The organism is Sorangium sp. So ce363 (assembly GCF_051520435.1).
Classification (GTDB): Bacteria; Myxococcota_A; Polyangia; order Polyangiales; family Polyangiaceae; genus Sorangium; species Sorangium cellulosum_B.
Genome location: NZ_CP150333.1, coordinates 11921417 through 11937247 on the forward strand (window position 1 = coordinate 11921417; position 15831 = coordinate 11937247).

The following is a 15831-nucleotide window of genomic DNA, read 5'->3' on the forward strand; positions in this document are numbered from 1 at the left end:
TCGCTGTCGCCGGGCGAAAGTTCCACGGCTTCCTCTCTATGAAGCACGTCCCTTCTCGGAGAACGCCCTCCACCGCGCCTGGAACAGCCGATCTAGGCGCGACGACCACCTCGGGCGAACGCGGCCAGGCCCCTGGCGAGCGCCCTCGTCACGAGCGCCGCGGCGAGGCCAAGGATCCCGAGATCAGCGAGGCCGTGGTTCCGCAGCGCGACCGCCCCGACGATGCAATCGCCCGCGAGCAGGACCACGAGCGAAAGGCCGAGCTGAAAGCGGCGCGCGTCGTCGTGCGGCCACCCGGGCGCGGGCTCGGCCCTGGCTCCTCCGAACGCCCGGATCCCGGCGGCGATCCCCAGGAGAAACACCGCATATCCGGCGCCGAGCAGCGCCTCCGGCGCGACGCTCACGGGAACTCGCCCTGCCCCGCGCCCGAAGGCGCTGCCCTCCCGGCGCTGTCCGGCGGCGCCTCGATCTCGGTGAAGAGGTTGTCCTGGGCTTCCGGTCCCGCGAGCTGCGGGACGCGATGGCGGACGCCGCGGTAGGCGAGGAGGAGGAGCGGCAGGGTGCCGCCGAGGATGAAGAGCACATCGCCCGGCAGGCGCATCCACTCCATGAGGCGGTTCGTGGGGTTCGTCAGGTACTGGAGCTCTCGAGCCTCGAAATACCCGTAGCTCACCGCGTGGTGGAGCTGCATGAGCCCGAGCGGGAACAGCGTGGCAAAGACCATCCACGCGAGCCCGACGTTCAGCGACCAGAAGCTGATCTTGGCCGCCCTGTCGGACCACCGCGCGGCGGGTATCAGGTAGCGCAGCGCGAAGAGCGCGAGCCCGGCGGCCAGCATGCCATAGACGCCCATCATCGAGGCGTGCCCGTGGTTGGCGGTCAGCGCGGTGCCGATCTCGTAATAGGACACGATCGGCAGGTTGATCAGGAACCCGAAGATCCCGGCCCCCAGGAAGTTCCAGAACCCCACGGCCACCAGGAACATGATCGCCCAGCGATGCGGGAAGGGCTTCGTCGACTGTTCGCCTTGCGCGATCCCCAGGCGGAGGAAGGTCCACGCCTCCACCGTGAGGAAGGTCAACGGGATCACCTCCGCGGCCGAGAAGAAGGCGCCGAGCGCCATGTGCTCCACGGGCGTGCCGGAGAAGTACAGATGGTGCATGGTGCCGATCACCCCGCCCGCCGAATAGAGGATGACCTCCAGGTAGATGAGCCGCAGCGCGATCGCCTCGGCCACCACCCCGAGCAGGACGAAGAGATAGGCCACCATGAGCGTGGTGAACAGCTCGAGGAAGTCCTCCACCCAGAGGTGCACCACCCAGAAGCGCCAGAAGTCGGTGCTCGTGAAGTTTGCGCGCGGGTGCGCGAGGAGGCCTACGGCGTAGAAGGCCGGGATGGCCAGCGCAGCGAAGAAGAAGAGCCAGGGCATGTTGCCCCGGTGCTCGACGGCGAGCCGACCCCGGAGCACGCGGAAGAGCAGCGCCACCCAGGAGAACAGGCCGAGCGTCAGGAGCACCTGCCAGAAGCGGCCCAGATCGAGGTACTCGAACCCTTGGAGCGCGAACCAGATGCTGTTCGAGGCGCCGTGGATGGCGAGGAGCTCGCCGAGGAGGCTGCCCGCGACGACGATGACGAGCGCCCCGAGCAGACCATAGGCGAGCCAGCTCTGGCCTCTCGGCTCGCGCCCGCTGATCATGGGCGCGATGAAGATGCCCGCGCCGAGATAGGAGACCGCGACCCAGAAGATGGCGAGCTGCAGGTGCCATGTGCGCACCAGGTTGAAGGGGAAGGCCCCGGCCAGGTTGATACCGAAGAAGCTGGACAGCTCGGCGCGATAATGCTGCGTGGCGCCTCCGAGCACGGACTGGAGGGTGAACAGCAGCGCCATGACCAGGAAGAACCACGCCGTCGCGCGCTGGGCTGGGGTCAAGGCGACCTCGCCCGGCTGGCGGAAGCTGAGCCGGTGCCCTTCCCGCCCGTGCCAACCGAGGAAGCGCCATCGCCCGAAGGCCGCGAAGAGCAGGCCTGTCCCGCCGAGGAGCGCGATGAGCGAGAGCACGCTCCATACCACCAGCTCGCCCGTGGGCTGGTTCCGGACGAGCGGCTCTGGAGGCCAGTTGTTGGTGTACGAGTAGGCCTCTCCGGGTCGCTCCGCCGCGGCGGTCCAGGCCGTCCAGGCGAAGAACGAGGTGAGCTGCGAGAGCTCGCGAGCGTCCGAGAAGAGGCCGGAGCGCAGGCCGTGCTTGCCGCTGGGCTGGGCGAAGAAGCGGCGATAGTGATCCTTCAGCAGCTCGAAGGCCTCCGCCTGGGCATCGGTGAAGACCAGCGTCCCTGTCGCGGGATCATAGCGGTTTTGACGAAAATCGCCGACGGTGCGCGCGAGCGCCTCCGCCGAGTCCACGCCGCCGTGGCGAGAGGCGGCGTGGGAGGCGGCCCGGCGGAGGTAATCGGCGGTGAAATCCGGGCCGAGGTAGGCGCCGTGGCCGAAGACGGATCCGTATTCCATGAGCCCGTTGCGCAGGAACAGCTCCTGACCCGTGAGCACGTCGTCGCCCGTGAACAGAACGCGCCCCGCAGGGTCGACCACCCGGGCGGGGATGGGTGGCTGTGCCGCGTAGGTGCGGTAGGCGAGCAGGCCGAGCACGAAGAACCCGAGCAGGAAAACGAGGGCCGTCGCCTGGACCCAGCCGCGCGAGATGAGGAGGTTTCGCCGTTCGGAGGAGCGCGCCATGGGAATGCCGGGAGCAAGCCGAGGAGGGCCCACCCGTTCTCCGAGATGACGACCGAGGAGGCTGCGTTGCGCGGCGTTCGTGCGCTTGGACGAGGAAACGGGGGTCTTTCCGCGGATTCCTCCTGGCCGCTGCCGGCGAGCTCGTGCTGGAGGTCGGGCGGCGTTCGGCGCCCCTGGAGCTCGGCCGCGAGGGCCGGGATCGCGTACTCCGCTATGCGCGCGCGAAGTACGTGCCGTGCTCGAGGTCGGCGAGCAGGCCCGCCTGCTCGGGCTTCCAGCCGAACCGCGCCTGCGTGATCGCGCTCGACGCGGGGGTGTCGAGCGCGAAGAACCCGCCGAGCCAGCCGAAGTGCTCCTTGGGGACCGACTCCACTGGCAAGCCGAGCTTGCGGCCGATCACGCCGGCGATGTCGCGGGTCGGGATGCCCTCGTCGCCGACCGCGTGGAGCCACGCGCCGGCCGGCGCCTTCTCGAGCGCGAGGACGAACAGCCGCGCAGCGTCGAGCCGATGCACCGCGGGCCACCGGTTCTCGCCGGCTCCGACGTACCCGGAGCGCCCGGCCTTGCGCGCGATCTCGATCAGCATCGGGACGAACCCGTGGTCGCCATCATCGTGGACCGACGGCGGCAGCCGCACCGAGGACACGCGCACGCCGCGGCTCGCGAACGACAGGGCGAGCCGCTCGGAGGCGGCCCGCGGGCCGCCGGCCGACGGGTCGGGCGCCTCGTCCTCGGTGACGACCCGGCCCGCCGTGAAGCGCGCGATGCCGGAGGCGATGACGAGCGGGCGCTCGGAGCCGGCGAGAGCGCCGCCGAGCGCCTCGATCGCGCCGCGGTCCTTCTCGCAGTTGCCGGCGTAGTCGGTGAAGTCGTCGTGGGAGAACGCGCAGTGGATCACCCCGTCGCAGGCGGCGGCGCCGCGGCGCAGGCCATCGAGATCCGTGAGCGAGCCGCGGTGCACGTCGACGCCGGCGGCGGCGAGCCTTTCGGCGGACGCGTCCGAGCGCGCGAGGCCGAGCACGCGGTGGCCGGCGCGCGCGAGCTCGGGGACGATGGCAGATCCGATGAAGCCGCTGGCTCCCGTGAGGAAGATACGCATGGGACACCTCTCCTTGGTTCGCGATCCACCATGTCACCGCCGCGGCGCACGCGAAATACACGGCCGTCTCCAGTTCTTGCCCGATCGTCTACGCGAGGCTAGGCTGCCACCGTGAGCTTTGGGCGCGACGAATTGCGCGACGAATTGAAGGCCCTCATCGCGCGCTGGTGCCCCAGCGACGGCGTGCACGCCTCGCCGGTGCCCGGAATTTCTTGCATCAAAGTCTCGCGCCCTCAGCAACGCGCGAAGCGGCACTGGCGCGCGTCGTTCTGCGTCGTCGTCCAGGGTACGAAGGAGATCCTGCTCGAGCGGCAGGTCTTTCGCGAGCGGGAGCCGCACTACATCGTCAGCCCCATCGACCTGCCGGTGACGAGCCGGGTGATGGGCGTGTCGCCGGCGCAGCCGCTTCTGGGCCTGAAGATGGACTTCGACGCGGCCCTGCTGCGCGAGGTCGCGGCGCAGCTCGACCGCGCGCGGCCGGATGGCCTCGAGAACCCGGGGCGCGTGATCTTCATCGGCAAGGCGAGCGACCGCATGCTCGACGCCGCGGTCCGGCTGGGCGCGCTGCTCGCGACGCCCGACGACGCGGTTGTGCTCGCGCCGCTCGTGAGGAAGGAGCTGACCTTTCACCTGCTGAAAGGCCCCGACGGCCCGGCGATCCGCCAGCTCGTGCGCGCGGGCAGCCAGGCGCACCGCATCGCCGAGGCGGTCCATCACCTGCAGGCGTCGCTCGACGAGGACGTCGACATCACCGCGCTCGCGCGCACCGCAGGGATGAGCCGGGCGGCGTTCTTCAAGCGGTTCAAGGAGGCCACCGCGATGAGCCCGCTGCAGTACCAGAAGCGCCTGCGCCTGCTCGAGGCGCGCCGCCTGATGGTCGAAGAGGGCGTGGGCGCCGAGGTCTCGGCGTTCCGCGTCGGCTACACGAGCGCCTCGCAGTTCAGCCGCGAGTATTCGCGGATGTTCGGCAACTCGCCGCTGCGTGATGCCCGCGCCCTGCAGCAGAGGGCCGCAGTCGTCCAGGACATGTAGTCCGGCCGCTCCCATCGACGTCCTTCAAGCTCGCCATGCTGTGACTTTCAGGATCGAGAGGACCCAGCAACTCGGCAGCTTCGACGCTGCGACGGTGCGATGGGACCTGATGGCTCGATGGCTTGGATCAGTGAGCGGCGGGTCGGGTGGCGTGGGTATGGGCGAAGTCCCAGACGAGCTTGCGGAGGGGTTCGGGGGTTTCGATCTGGGGGAGGTGACCGGCGTCGGGGAGCAGCGCGAAGCGGGCGCCGGGGATGGCGGCGGCGTAGGCACGGCCGTAGTCGGGGGTGCAGATCCCGTCGCTGTCGCCCCAGAGGACGAGGGTGGGCTGGGAGATGGCGGCCAGCCGCGGGCGCAGGGTCGGATCGGTCATGGTGCCACCGTAGGTCCGGAGGGTGGCCCGGTTGGCGGCCATGGCGGCGCGCTGGGTGTCGCTGAGGCTGGCCGTGTCGATGCGGAACCGTTCGGGGTTGTGGTAGCTGCGCTCGGCCAGCTCGGCCAAAGTCAGGGAGAAGATGTCGGCGACGGGCTGGTCGGCGACGTCGATACCGACGGCGTCGATGAGGATGGTGCTGCTGATGCGCTGGCTTTGCAGGAGGGCGAGCTCGGCGGCGATCCAGCCGCCAATGGAGCTGCCGACGACGGTGACGTCGACGAGCTCGAGCTGATCGAGCAGGGTGCTGTAGAGCTGGGCGAGGCCAGCGATGGTGGTCAGTCGTTGCGGGCGGTGGGTCCCGTCGAAGCCGGGATGGGTGGGAACAATCACCCGGGCGTGGTTGCGTTCGGCAAGGGTCTTGGCGAAGCCGGCCACCGACTGGGGACCGGCGCCGCCGTGCAGGAGCAGGAACGGGTGTCCGGCGCCGTACGCGTCGACGGTGACATCGACGTGGCCCTGGCCGGGAAGGGTGAGGCTGTGCGTTGCCATGGGGGCTCCTTGTGCGGTTGCGGCGAGCGCGCTCGCCGAACCGCTGGTGGTAAGGCTCTTGTCGAAGCGGCGCGCGCGCGGATCGTCCCGCTGGGGCGCGGCGTGGCGGCTTCGATGACTCGACCCTAGCGCCTTGCTCGACGGCGTACATTGTCCGGACGTGCCAGAAAGGTGGCGCGCGACGCCAAGCGCAGGGTGTTCTGCGAGCTCGCCGGAGGCCGCGCGCTGCCAGGGATCGAGCCCGCGCGCGGGCTCGGCGCGCTACGGAGCCCGGCGCGCCGGCGCCTTGCCCGGACGCGGCTGTGTCGCGGCGCCTGGCGCCAGCGAAGCGCGGTACTCGGCCGGCGTGCGCCCGCTCCACCGCCGGAATGCCCGGTAGAAGGCGCTGAGCTCGCGGAACCCGACGAGCCACGCGACGTCGGCGATCGATCGCCGCTCGTCGGCGAGGAAGCCCGCCGCCATCTCGTATCGGACGTGATCGAGCACCGACTCGAAGGTCTGGCCCTCGCTCGTGAGCCTGCGCTGGAGCGTGCGCCGGCTCGTCCCCAGCGCCTTCGCGACACCGGCGATGTCGGGCGAGCCGTCCCGCAGGAGGGCGGCGACCGCCTCCCGCGTCCTCGCGCACCAGGTCTCCCGGGTCGCCAGGGCGGCGAGGAGCGCCTCTGCAGAGCGGGAGACGAGCTCCTGGAGCACGGCGTCGTGCTGCGGCAGCGGCTGGTCGAGCACGGCGTCATCGAAGATCAGCCGCGGCACCGGCGCGTTCCAGGCGATCGGCGCGGCGAACAGGCGCTCGTGAGGCCGCACGTCGGCCGGGGCCGAGGACGCGAGCTCGACGCGCACCGGGGAGATCGGCGCACCGGTGAAGGAGCGGCCGAGCATCAGCATGGTCGCGCTGCCGAGCTCCGCGAGCTGGCGAAGGCCATCGGGAGCGGCCATGGCCGTTTTTCCCTGAGGCCGGAGCACGATGGACGTGAGGCACGCCGCGCGATCGCGATCGAGCTCGAGGCGGACTCCTTCGTTCCAGAGCCCGATGTAGCGAGCGGTCCGCTCGTAGGCGGCGCGAAGCGTGGGGCTCGTGGAAGCAGCATAGGTGACGACCCCGAAGCGGCGCGGGTCCGCCGCCTTCGCAAGGCGAAGCCCGAGATCGTCGGCGCGGGTCAGCTCGACCGCGGCCCCCAGGAGCTCGGGGAGCTTCTCGGCCGGACCTCGGGCGTCGACGCCGTCGAGCGCGATGCCGGCGAGCACCTCGGCGCGGAGGCGGTTCGCAGCGCCGGGGGCGAGCTCGTCGGAAAAGACGAGAATCGACAGGAAAGAGCCGGCAGCAGCGCTGTGGCTCGGTGCTGCGCCTTTTATACCGCGCGGAGGCATCGTCCGAGGTGAGGAGCCAAGAGGAGCAAACGCCTTCTCGAGAATCAAGAGATGTCATGCCGCAGCCGGCCCTCCAGCCCCGCCACGAACACCAGGCCAGGACACGACGAGGAGCGCGCTCGAAGCGTATCTATCGGATATTCCAGCCCATCATGTGACTTCCCACCCTCTGGCCGGCGCGGGAACACGGCCCTCCCCGGCGACCCGCCTCCCAGGCCGCTCGCGCCCCGGCGCGAGCCCCGCGAACCCGCGTGCCCCTGTCGGCAGGGGCACGGTATGCTTGTCGCACCATGAAGTACTCTCCCTGCCTGCTCCTCTCGGCGTTTCTCGCTGGCGCCTGCGGAGGGGGCGAGGCACACCCATCGGGTCCGACCATGACCGCAAGCTCCTCTCTGCTCCCCACCGCGGCCAGCGCCGCGCCCGCGCCCGCGTCCGAAGGTCCCAGCCGCCCCGCGTACCCGCCCACCCGCGTGGCCCCGGTGACGAACGCCGTGCATGGGGTCGAGATCACCGACAAGTACCGCTGGCTCGAGGACGGCGACGCGCCCGAGGTGAAGGAGTGGATGAAGGCTCAGGACGCGTTCACGCGCGCCGAGCTCGCCCGGCTCCCCGAGCGGGACGCGATCGCGTCAAGGCTGAAGCAGCTATTCTACATCGATGCGGTCTCCGCGCCGCGCCACCGCCGGGGCCGGTACTTCCTGAGCCGGCGGCACGCGACGAAGGAGAAGTCGGTCGTCTACTGGAAGGAGGGAAAGAGCGGCGAGGAACGCGTGCTGTTCGACCCGAATACCTGGTCCGAGGACGGCAGCGTCTCGCTGGGCGGATGGGAGGTGTCGTGGGACGGCAAGAACGTCGCCTACAAGATCCAGCAGAACAACTCGGATGAGGCGACGCTCTATGTGATGGATGTCGCGTCCGGCAAGCGCTCCGAGGTGGACGTCATCGAAGGGGCCAAGTACGCGTATGCGTCGTGGACGCCCTCCGGCGACGGCTTCTACTACGTCTGGCTCCCCACGGACCCGTCCATCCCGGTCGCCGAGCGGCCGGGTTATGCCGAGGTGCGCTTCCACCGGCTCGGCCAGGATCCGAAGCAGGATCGCGTGGTGCGCGGCAGGACGGGCGATCCAAGGACCTTCCTTAACGCGTCCCTCTCCAAGGATGGCCGCTTCCTGGTGCTCACCGTCTCTCACGGGTGGACCTCGGCTGACGTCTACTTTCGCGATCTCCGCAGGCCCGGCGGCCAGGCCGCGGACAAGCCGCTCGCGGTCGGGCGCGACGCCCACTACACCGTCGAGGTCTACAAGGACCGGCTCTACGTCCACACCGACGAGGGCGCGCCGCATTACCGCGTCTTCGAGGTCGATCCAGACAGGCCGGATCGCGCCGCATGGAAGGAGATCGTCCCGGAGCGCCCCGACGCCACGCTGGACAGCGTCTCCATCGTGGGTGGGCACCTCGCGCTGAGCTATCTCAAGGACGCTTCGAGCCGGGTCGAGGTGCGCGCGCTCGACGGCAAGCTGGTCCGCGAGGTCCCGCTGCCGGGCATCGGCACCGTCGGCGGCCCTTCCGGGCTGCCCGACGAGGACGAGGCGTATTTCTCGTTCGAGTCCTACACCTCGCCTCACGAGATCCACGCGACCTCGATCAAGACGGGTCGGACCGAGCTCTACGCGCGCATCGAGGTGCCCATCGATCCGTCGCCCTTCAGCGTCGAGCAGACCTTCTTCCCCTCCAAGGACGGCACGAAGATCTCGATGTTCATCGTCCGCCGCAAGGACATGAAGAAGGACGGGAGCTCCCGCGCGCTGCTCTACGGCTACGGCGGGTTCCAGATGTCGCAGACCCCCGCGTTCACCTCCTCGATGTACCCCTGGCTCGAGCGGGGCGGCGTGTACGCGGTGGCGAACCTGCGCGGCGGCGGCGAGTACGGAGAGGCGTGGCACCGGGACGGCATGCTGCTCAAGAAGCAGAACGTCTTCGACGACTTCATCGCCGCCGCGGAGCACCTGGTCGGCGAGGGGTACACGCGGCCCGAGCGGCTCGCCGTCCTGGGCGGCTCGAACGGCGGCCTGCTCGTCGGCGCCGCGCTCACGCAGCGGCCCGACCTGTTCGGGGCCGTCCTCTGCGGCGTCCCCCTGCTCGACATGGTGCGATACCACCTGTTCGGCTCCGGCAAGACGTGGATCAGCGAGTATGGCTCCGCCGACGATCCGGAGCAGTTCAAGGCGCTCTACGCCTACTCCCCCTATCACCACGTCCAGTCGGGGAAGCGGTATCCGCCGGTCCTCCTGCTCTCGGCCGACAGCGACGATCGGGTCGATCCGATGCACGCGCGCAAGTTCGCCGCCGCGCTGCAGTCCGCGAGCGCGGGCGGTCCCGTCCTGCTCCGCATCGAGCGGAACGCCGGGCACGGCGGCGCGGATCTCATCAAGTCGGCGGTCGCGAAGGGCGCCGACCAGATCTCGTTCGCGCTGTGGGCCACGAGCGCGCAGGCGCCGGCGATCAAGCAGTGAGGCGTCGAGGCGGCGCGCGTGCGCCGCAAGACGCGTGAGGCGCGCGGCGCACCACGAGCGGCGCGCGTGAGGCGCGGGACGCGCGCCGCGGGCGGGGCGACGGACAGGCTTGCGGCTCCGCGCCGCGACGGCTAACAACGCGCCGCTGTGCGAACGCTTCACCCCGTAGCCGGGGCTTCCCGCCGCGGGCCTTTGATCTCGCGCCCCCTCGCGGCCGCCGTCTCGGCGCTCGCGGAGGGCCCGCGCGCGCCGCTCGCGGACCTCGCCGATCCTGCGGCGGTGCTGGCCGGGCTCATGGACCTGCACGGGAGCGTCTCGCTCGCGCGCGAGCTCTCGCTCCTCGACCGCCACGCCGCGCCGCCGCCGGCGTCCGAGGGCGCTCGCGCCGAGGTCCGGGCGCTCGCCGCCGATCGCCTCGGCGAGCTCGCGGAGGCGCTCGACCACGTGTTCGCCGCCCCGTTCCACCGGCGGAACAAGCTCCCCGACGCGGTGGCGGTGCACGCGACGCTGGAGCAGACCGGGGTGTTGCCTGCCCGCGCGGCCCGCGACCGCGGGGGGCGCCCGCTCGCGTCCGCGGCAGGGCAGCTCTGGGAGCCGTTCGGAGAGCTCATGGGCCGCGCCCTCGGCCGCATCCGGCTCGAGACGCGCGCGCTGCGCGAGGAGCTCGCGCCTTCGCTGCGGGCGCTCGGCCCGGAGGCGGCGCGGCTCGAGCGGCTCGACGCCGCGATCTCCGCTGCCACCCAGAAGCGGCGCGAGCGCGCGCTCGCCGAGCTCGTCCCCGGGCTCTCGCGCGCCTTCGCGCGGGCCTTCCGCGCGGCCGTGGGCGCGCTGCCGGAGGGGGCCGGGCTCGAGGACGTCGCGGGCTGGTTCGGGCAGGAGCAGTGGCTCCTGCGGGAGCTCCAGCGCATGGAGCTCGTGGTCCAGGCGGTGCTCGCGCACGAGGCGGGCCGGCTGCTCTCGCTGGTCGACGGGGCGGCGGCGGCGGGCGCGCCCGCGTAGCTCGCGGGGGGCTTCACGATGCGGTTCGCGACGGCGCGGCAGTGGACGACGCGGATCCTGGTGCTCCTCACCGGCGGGGTCGGCCTCGCCCTGGTGGGGCGGGCGGCGCTCGTCTACCGCGGGGCGGACCCGCTCGCGTACCGCCTCGTGCAGCTCATCGCGCTGGGGCTCGCGCTCGGCACGCTCGAGCTGTTCGTGCGCGCGGGGCGGGCTGCCCGGATCGAGCGCGAGCTCGGCGCGCTGCCGCGGCCGGCGACGCGGGCGGCGATCGAGCAGAGCGGCGCCCCGCTCCGATCGATGCTCGAGGCGCGGATCGCCGGCGCGGCGCTGCCCGCGGCGAGCACGACGTTCGCGTCGTACCTCGTCGGCCTGCTCGTGATGATCGGGCTGCTCGGCACGTTCCTCGGCCTGTTCGAGACGCTGCGGGGGGCCCGCGAGGCGCTGACGCTGAGCGCCGACGTCGACGCGCTGCGGGAGAGCCTGGCCGCGCCCATGCAGGGCCTCTCGCGCGCGTTCGGCACGTCGGCGGCGGGCGTCGCGGCGTCGGGGGTGCTCGGGCTCGCCGGCGTGCTCCTGCGCCGGGCCGAGGCGCGGGCCGCGGCGGCGCTCCAGGCCTACGCGTCGGGCCCGCTCGCGGCGCTCACGGTGGCGGGGCGGCAGCTCGCGGCGCTGGAGGCGCTCGCGCGGCAGGGCGAGGCGCTCCCCGCCGCGGCGGCGTCGCTCCGGGAGGCGACGAGCCGGCTCGAGCGCCTCGAGGAGCGGCTGCTCGCGGTCCAGGTGGAGGGCGCGCGCCAGGCCGCCGCCTCGTTCGCGGCCGCCGCGGCCGAGGTCCGCGGCGACATCGCCGCGGGCCTCCGGCAGACCGCCGACGTCGCGGCGAGCGTGGTCAGGCCGATCCTGGCGGAGGCGGTGGAGCGCGCTGGCGCGGTCGCGGGCGGCGCGCTGCAGGCGGTCGAGCGGCGCCTCGACGAGGAGGCGCGCGCGCGGCGGGAGGCGGACGTCGCGTCGGCGTCGAGGCTGGAGGGCCAGGCGGAGCGGCTGTCGTCGGTGGTGGGGGAGGCGATCGAGCGGCTGGAGCGAGCGCACGCGGCGCGCGCTGCGGAAGCGGCGGAGCGGCAGGCGGAGCTGGACGCGGAGCGGGCGGCGCACCTGACGGCGCTGGGCGAGGCGCTGTCGGGCGCGCTGTCGGAGGCGGCGCGGGCGGCGCAGGCAGCGCCGGAGGCGGCGTCGCGGCTGATCGGGGAGGCGTCGGAGCGGCTGTCGGCGCGTGCGGAGGCGGACGCAGCGCGGGATGTGAGGCTGGACGCGCTGCTGGAGAAGCTGTCGGAGGCGACGGCGGGGATGGCCGGGAGCGCGCGGGAGCAGGCGGAGCGGGTGGCCGCGCTTGCGGAGGCGGCGGAGCGGAGCGGCGCGGAGCGCGAGGCGCGCGCGGAGGCGCGCGTGGCGGCGCTGGGCGAGGCGGCGCGGGCGCAGCTGGCGGAGCAGGCGGCGCGGCTGCTGGCGTTCGAGGAGCGGCTCGACGGAGCGCGGCGGGAGGCGGCCGACGGGCTCGCCGAGCGGCTCAGCGCCCACGCCCGCGGCCTCGGCGAGAGCCTGGCGCAGATGGAAGGGGGCGCGGCGTCGCGGCTGGAGCGGCTGGAAGGGGGCGTGGCGTCGCGGCTGGAGCAGATGGAAGGGGGCGTGGCGTCGCGGCTGGAGCGGATGGAAGAGGGCGCTGCGAAGCGGCTCGAGCGGCTCGACCAGGAGGCCGTCGCGCGCCGGCGCGAGCTCGAGACGGCGTCGGCGTCGAGGCTGGAGGGCCAGGCGGAGCGGCTGTCGTCGGTGGTGGGGGAGGCGATCGAGCGGCTGGAGCGAGCGCACGCGGCGCGCGCTGCGGAAGCGGCGGAGCGGCAGGCGGAGCTGGACGCGGAGCGGGCGGCGCACCTGACGGCGCTGGGCGAGGCGCTGTCGGGCGCGCTGTCGGAGGCGGCGCGGGCGGCGCAGGCGGCGCCGGAGGCGGCGTCGCGGCTGATCGGGGAGGCGTCGGAGCGGCTGTCGGCGCGTGCGGAGGCGGACGCAGCGCGGGATGTGAGGCTGGACGCGCTGCTGGAGAAGCTGTCGGAGGCGACGGCGGGGATGGCCGGGAGCGCGCGGGAGCAGGCGGAGCGGGTGGCCGCGCTTGCGGAGGCGGCGGAGCGGAGCGGCGCGGAGCGCGAGGCGCGCGCGGAGGCGCGCGTGGCGGCGCTGGGCGAGGCGGCGCGGGCGCAGCTGGCGGAGCAGGCGGCGCGGCTGCTGGCGTTCGAGGAGCGGCTCGACGGAGCGCGGCGGGAGGCGGCCGACGGGCTCGCCGAGCGGCTCAGCGCCCACGCCCGCGGCCTCGGCGAGAGCCTGGCGCAGATGGAAGGGGGCGTGGCGTCGCGGCTGGAGCGGCTGGAAGGGGGCGTGGCGTCGCGGCTGGAGCGGATGGAAGAGGGCGCAGCGAAGCGGCTCGAGCGGCTCGACCAGGAGGCCGCCGCGCGCCGGCGCGAGCTCGAGACGGCGTCGGCGTCGAGGCTGGAGGGCCAGGCGGAGCGGCTGTCGTCGGTGGTGGGGGAGGCGATCGAGCGGCTGGAGCGAGCGCATGCGGCGCGCGCCGCGGAAGCGGCGGAGCGGCAGGCGGAGCTGGACGCGGAGCGGGCGGCGCACCTGACGGCGCTGGGCGAGGCGCTGTCGGGCGCGCTGTCGGAGGCGGCGCGGGCGGCGCAGGCGGCGCCGGAGGCGGCGTCGCGGCTGATCGGGGAGGCGTCGGAGCGGCTGTCGGTGCGTGCGGAGGCGGACGCAGCGCGGGATGTGAGGCTGGACGCGCTGCTGGAGAAGCTGTCGGAGGCGACGGCGGGGATGGCCGGGAGCGCGCGGGAGCAGGCGGAGCGGGTGGCCGCGCTGGCGGAGGCGGCGGAGCGGAGCGGCGCGGAGCGCGAGGCGCGCGCGGAGGCGCGCGTGGCGGCGCTGGGCGAGGCGGCGCGGGCGCAGCTGGCGGAGCAGGCGGCGCGGCTGCTGGCGTTCGAGGAGCGGCTCGACGGAGCGCGGCGGGAGGCGGCCGACGGGCTCGCCGAGCGGCTCAGCGCCCACGCCCGCGGCCTCGGCGAGAGCCTCGAGGCAACCGCAGCGGTGGTGCGGGAGGCCTCGGAGCTCGTGCGGGCCGGCGGTGCCGAGATGACGTCTGTGGCGGAGATGTTCACCGTTGCGGTTGACCGTTACCGCGACGCGAGCGATCGCTGGCTGAACAGCCTGGGGGCGATCGAGGACGCGATCGAGCGCCGGGAGCACGGCGAGGCGACGGACCTCCTCGGCGCTTACCTCGACCAGACCCGTGAGGTCTTCGATCACTCGCTGCAGTTCCAGCGCGAGCTCTTCTCCGAGCTGCGGGCGCTGAGGAGCAAGACGAGCTGATGCGCCGCGCCTCGCGTGCGTCTGGCCCTGGTCTCTCGCGCCCGGAGACCGTGCGCTCGGCGGATCGTGGCGAGATCTCACCGCGTTTGCTGACGTCCGCCGCGAGAGCGATGCGATGTCCCTGACGCCGGCCGAAGACGATGTCCCCGAGCAGGCGGCGGTCTGGCCGGTCTTCGGCGACCTCATGGCCTGTCTCTTCGGCCTCTTCGTGCTCTTTTTCGTCTGGGCGATCTCGTTTCAGGTCGATCTGGCCCGCGATCTCGCCGCCGAGCGCGCTACCCGCGCGACGGAGCGCGCGCGTCTGGAAACGCTCGAGCGCGCCCTGGCCGGACCGCTCGCCGAGGGAAGGATCACCCTGACGGAGGGGCGCATCGGGATCCGCGGCAGCATCCTGTTCGAGCTCAACTCGGCCGAGCTTCAGCCTGCGGGCATCGCGCTGCTCCGCGCGCTGGCCGACCCGCTCAAGGCGTACCTCGAGCATCATGACGAGCTCATCATGGTGAGCGGCTTCACGGACGACCGCCCGCTCACGAGCTCGTCCCGCGGTTATGCCGACAACTGGGAGCTCTCGGCGCAGCGAGCGCTCACGGTGACGCGGGCGCTCGCCGCGGCGGGTGTCCCCGACACGTCGCTGTTCGCGGCCGGCTTCGGAGAGCGGCACCCGGTGGCGCCCAACGACACGAGCGAGAACCGGGCGAAGAACCGCCGGGTGGAGATCTCGCCGATCCCGCGGCGAGGCGCGCCCTGATGACATCCACGTCGGATTTTTCTCCGACAATGCCCTCCCAACCCGGGTTGGCCGCGGCGTCCCCCCAACCCGGGTCGGCCGCGTCCCCCCAACCTGGGTCGGCCGCGTCCCCCCAACCTGGGTCGGCCGCGTCCCCCCAACCTGGGTCGGCCGCGTGCCCCCAACCCGGGTCGCCCCCGGCCGACGCGCGCCTCGCCGCCCTGCGGGCGGCCGGCGCCCACCGCTTCGACCCCGCGGGCTACCGCCTCGTCGAGGCGCTCCTCGAGCGCGCTCGCGCCCTCGACGGCGGCGCCCGCGCGCGCCTCGCTGCCCGCGCCTCCGCGCGGCTCGCGGCGCTCGACGCCGCCTTCCACCGCGCCCGCGCCGACGCCGAGGCCCACCTCCGCGCCCTCGCCGACGCCGGCCTCCCTCACGACGGCGCCCTGGCCGCGGCGCTCGCGCTCGGCGATTTCCCCGCCGTCGTGAGGACCGCGCGCCGCCGCCTGCGCGCGCTCGCCGCCGAGCGGAAGACGACCGCCGTCCCCTCGCTCGCGCGCCTTCGCGGCGAGGTGGCCGCGCGCGACGTGCGCCTCCCCGGGCCGCTCGCGCGCGATCTCGCGGAGCTCCCGTGCGACGGCGACGTCGTCGAGCGCCGGGTGAAGCGGCAAGCCCAGGCCCTCAGCAGCGCGCTGTCCACCGCGCTGTTCCACGAGTCGCTGGTGAGCGCGCGCGCCACGCTCGCCGTCGCGCGCGCGGCCGACAACGTGCCGGAGGACGCCGGCCCCTACAACGCCCAGGTGCTCGCCTCCCGGGCGCTCTGCGCCGCCGAGCGGCTCTCGGAGCACTACCTGCGCGCGCTCGTGGCCGGCCTCCAGGACCTCGGCGCCCTGGCCGCCGCGCTCGAGCCGCAGCCCGAGAAGCCAGCGCGGAAAAAAGCCGCCCCTCGGAACACGAGCGACGCCGCCCCTCGCCGACGGCCGGCCCGGTCCGTCCGAAAAAAAGAATCCCTTTTTCGCGGATCGCGTTAGG

At 73.2% G+C, this 15831-nt stretch carries 11 protein-coding genes; 6 read left to right on the top strand and 5 right to left on the bottom strand.

All coding sequences use genetic code 11. The annotated features are described in order from the left end of the window. Positions 1 to 92: 92 nt before the first annotated feature. The 3 genes from WMF12_RS44825 to WMF12_RS44835 form a co-directional block, all read right to left on the bottom strand. Complete coding sequence (locus WMF12_RS44825; protein ID WP_437854829.1) at positions 93 to 404, bottom strand: hypothetical protein; 312 nt, start codon at positions 402 to 404, stop codon at positions 93 to 95. After that, on the bottom strand, positions 401 to 2731 hold the full coding sequence (locus WMF12_RS44830; protein WP_437854831.1) for a nitric-oxide reductase large subunit: 2331 nt from the start codon (positions 2729 to 2731) through the stop codon (positions 401 to 403). The genes WMF12_RS44825 and WMF12_RS44830 overlap by 4 nt, the downstream gene beginning before the upstream one ends. Before the next feature lie 211 nt (positions 2732 to 2942). Then, positions 2943 to 3830 carry an SDR family oxidoreductase gene (locus WMF12_RS44835; protein ID WP_437854833.1) on the bottom strand — a complete coding sequence of 296 codons (888 nt, stop codon included), beginning with the start codon at positions 3828 to 3830 and terminating at the stop codon, positions 2943 to 2945. A gap of 111 nt (positions 3831 to 3941) precedes the next feature. Between WMF12_RS44835 and WMF12_RS44840 the strand changes: the two genes are divergently transcribed. After that, positions 3942 to 4862 (top strand): AraC family transcriptional regulator N-terminal domain-containing protein, encoded by a 921-nt coding sequence (locus WMF12_RS44840; protein WP_437854835.1) that lies wholly within the window; start codon positions 3942 to 3944, stop codon positions 4860 to 4862. A gap of 127 nt (positions 4863 to 4989) precedes the next feature. On the opposite strand, the gene WMF12_RS44845 is transcribed toward WMF12_RS44840, so the two are convergent. Both WMF12_RS44845 and WMF12_RS44850 read right to left on the bottom strand, forming a co-directional pair. Next, positions 4990 to 5787 carry an alpha/beta fold hydrolase gene (locus tag WMF12_RS44845; RefSeq protein WP_437854837.1) on the bottom strand — a complete coding sequence of 266 codons (798 nt, stop codon included), beginning with the start codon at positions 5785 to 5787 and terminating at the stop codon, positions 4990 to 4992. A gap of 261 nt (positions 5788 to 6048) precedes the next feature. Beyond that, positions 6049 to 7155: an AraC family transcriptional regulator ligand-binding domain-containing protein gene (locus tag WMF12_RS44850; protein ID WP_437854839.1), complete on the bottom strand. Its 1107-nt coding sequence runs from the start codon at positions 7153 to 7155 to the stop codon at positions 6049 to 6051. Positions 7156 to 7529: 374 nt separating this feature from the next. Here WMF12_RS44850 and WMF12_RS44855 point away from each other — a divergent pair, with 374 nt between their 5' ends. The 5 genes from WMF12_RS44855 to WMF12_RS44875 all read left to right on the top strand — a co-directional run bounded on the left by WMF12_RS44855 (position 7530) and on the right by WMF12_RS44875 (position 15830). Further along, positions 7530 to 9668, top strand: coding sequence for a prolyl oligopeptidase family serine peptidase (locus WMF12_RS44855; RefSeq protein ID WP_437854841.1), 2139 nt, complete (start codon positions 7530 to 7532; stop codon positions 9666 to 9668). A 192-nt stretch (positions 9669 to 9860) separates the two neighbouring features. Beyond that, complete coding sequence (locus tag WMF12_RS44860) at positions 9861 to 10667, top strand: hypothetical protein (RefSeq protein ID WP_437854844.1); 807 nt, start codon at positions 9861 to 9863, stop codon at positions 10665 to 10667. An 18-nt stretch (positions 10668 to 10685) separates the two neighbouring features. Then, positions 10686 to 14075: a hypothetical protein gene (locus tag WMF12_RS44865; protein WP_437854846.1), complete on the top strand. Its 3390-nt coding sequence runs from the start codon at positions 10686 to 10688 to the stop codon at positions 14073 to 14075. Positions 14076 to 14190: 115 nt separating this feature from the next. After that, positions 14191 to 14823: an OmpA family protein gene (locus WMF12_RS44870; protein WP_437742875.1), complete on the top strand. Its 633-nt coding sequence runs from the start codon at positions 14191 to 14193 to the stop codon at positions 14821 to 14823. Positions 14824 to 14852: 29 nt separating this feature from the next. After that, positions 14853 to 15830, top strand: coding sequence for a DUF2894 domain-containing protein (locus tag WMF12_RS44875; protein WP_437854848.1), 978 nt, complete (start codon positions 14853 to 14855; stop codon positions 15828 to 15830). Position 15831: the final 1 nt, after the last annotated feature.

Coding starts and splice junctions, on each gene's coding strand:
- WMF12_RS44835 (WP_437854833.1), bottom strand. CDS start 3,830: ATGCGTATCTTCCTCACGGGAGCCAGCGGCTTCATCGGATCTGCCATC.
- WMF12_RS44875 (WP_437854848.1), top strand. CDS start 14,853: ATGCCCTCCCAACCCGGGTTGGCCGCGGCGTCCCCCCAACCCGGGTCG.
- WMF12_RS44865 (WP_437854846.1), top strand. CDS start 10,686: ATGCGGTTCGCGACGGCGCGGCAGTGGACGACGCGGATCCTGGTGCTC.
- WMF12_RS44855 (WP_437854841.1), top strand. CDS start 7,530: ATGACCGCAAGCTCCTCTCTGCTCCCCACCGCGGCCAGCGCCGCGCCC.
- WMF12_RS44845 (WP_437854837.1), bottom strand. CDS start 5,787: ATGGCAACGCACAGCCTCACCCTTCCCGGCCAGGGCCACGTCGATGTC.
- WMF12_RS44870 (WP_437742875.1), top strand. CDS start 14,191: ATGTCCCTGACGCCGGCCGAAGACGATGTCCCCGAGCAGGCGGCGGTC.
- WMF12_RS44830 (WP_437854831.1), bottom strand. CDS start 2,731: ATGGCGCGCTCCTCCGAACGGCGAAACCTCCTCATCTCGCGCGGCTGG.
- WMF12_RS44850 (WP_437854839.1), bottom strand. CDS start 7,155: ATGCCTCCGCGCGGTATAAAAGGCGCAGCACCGAGCCACAGCGCTGCT.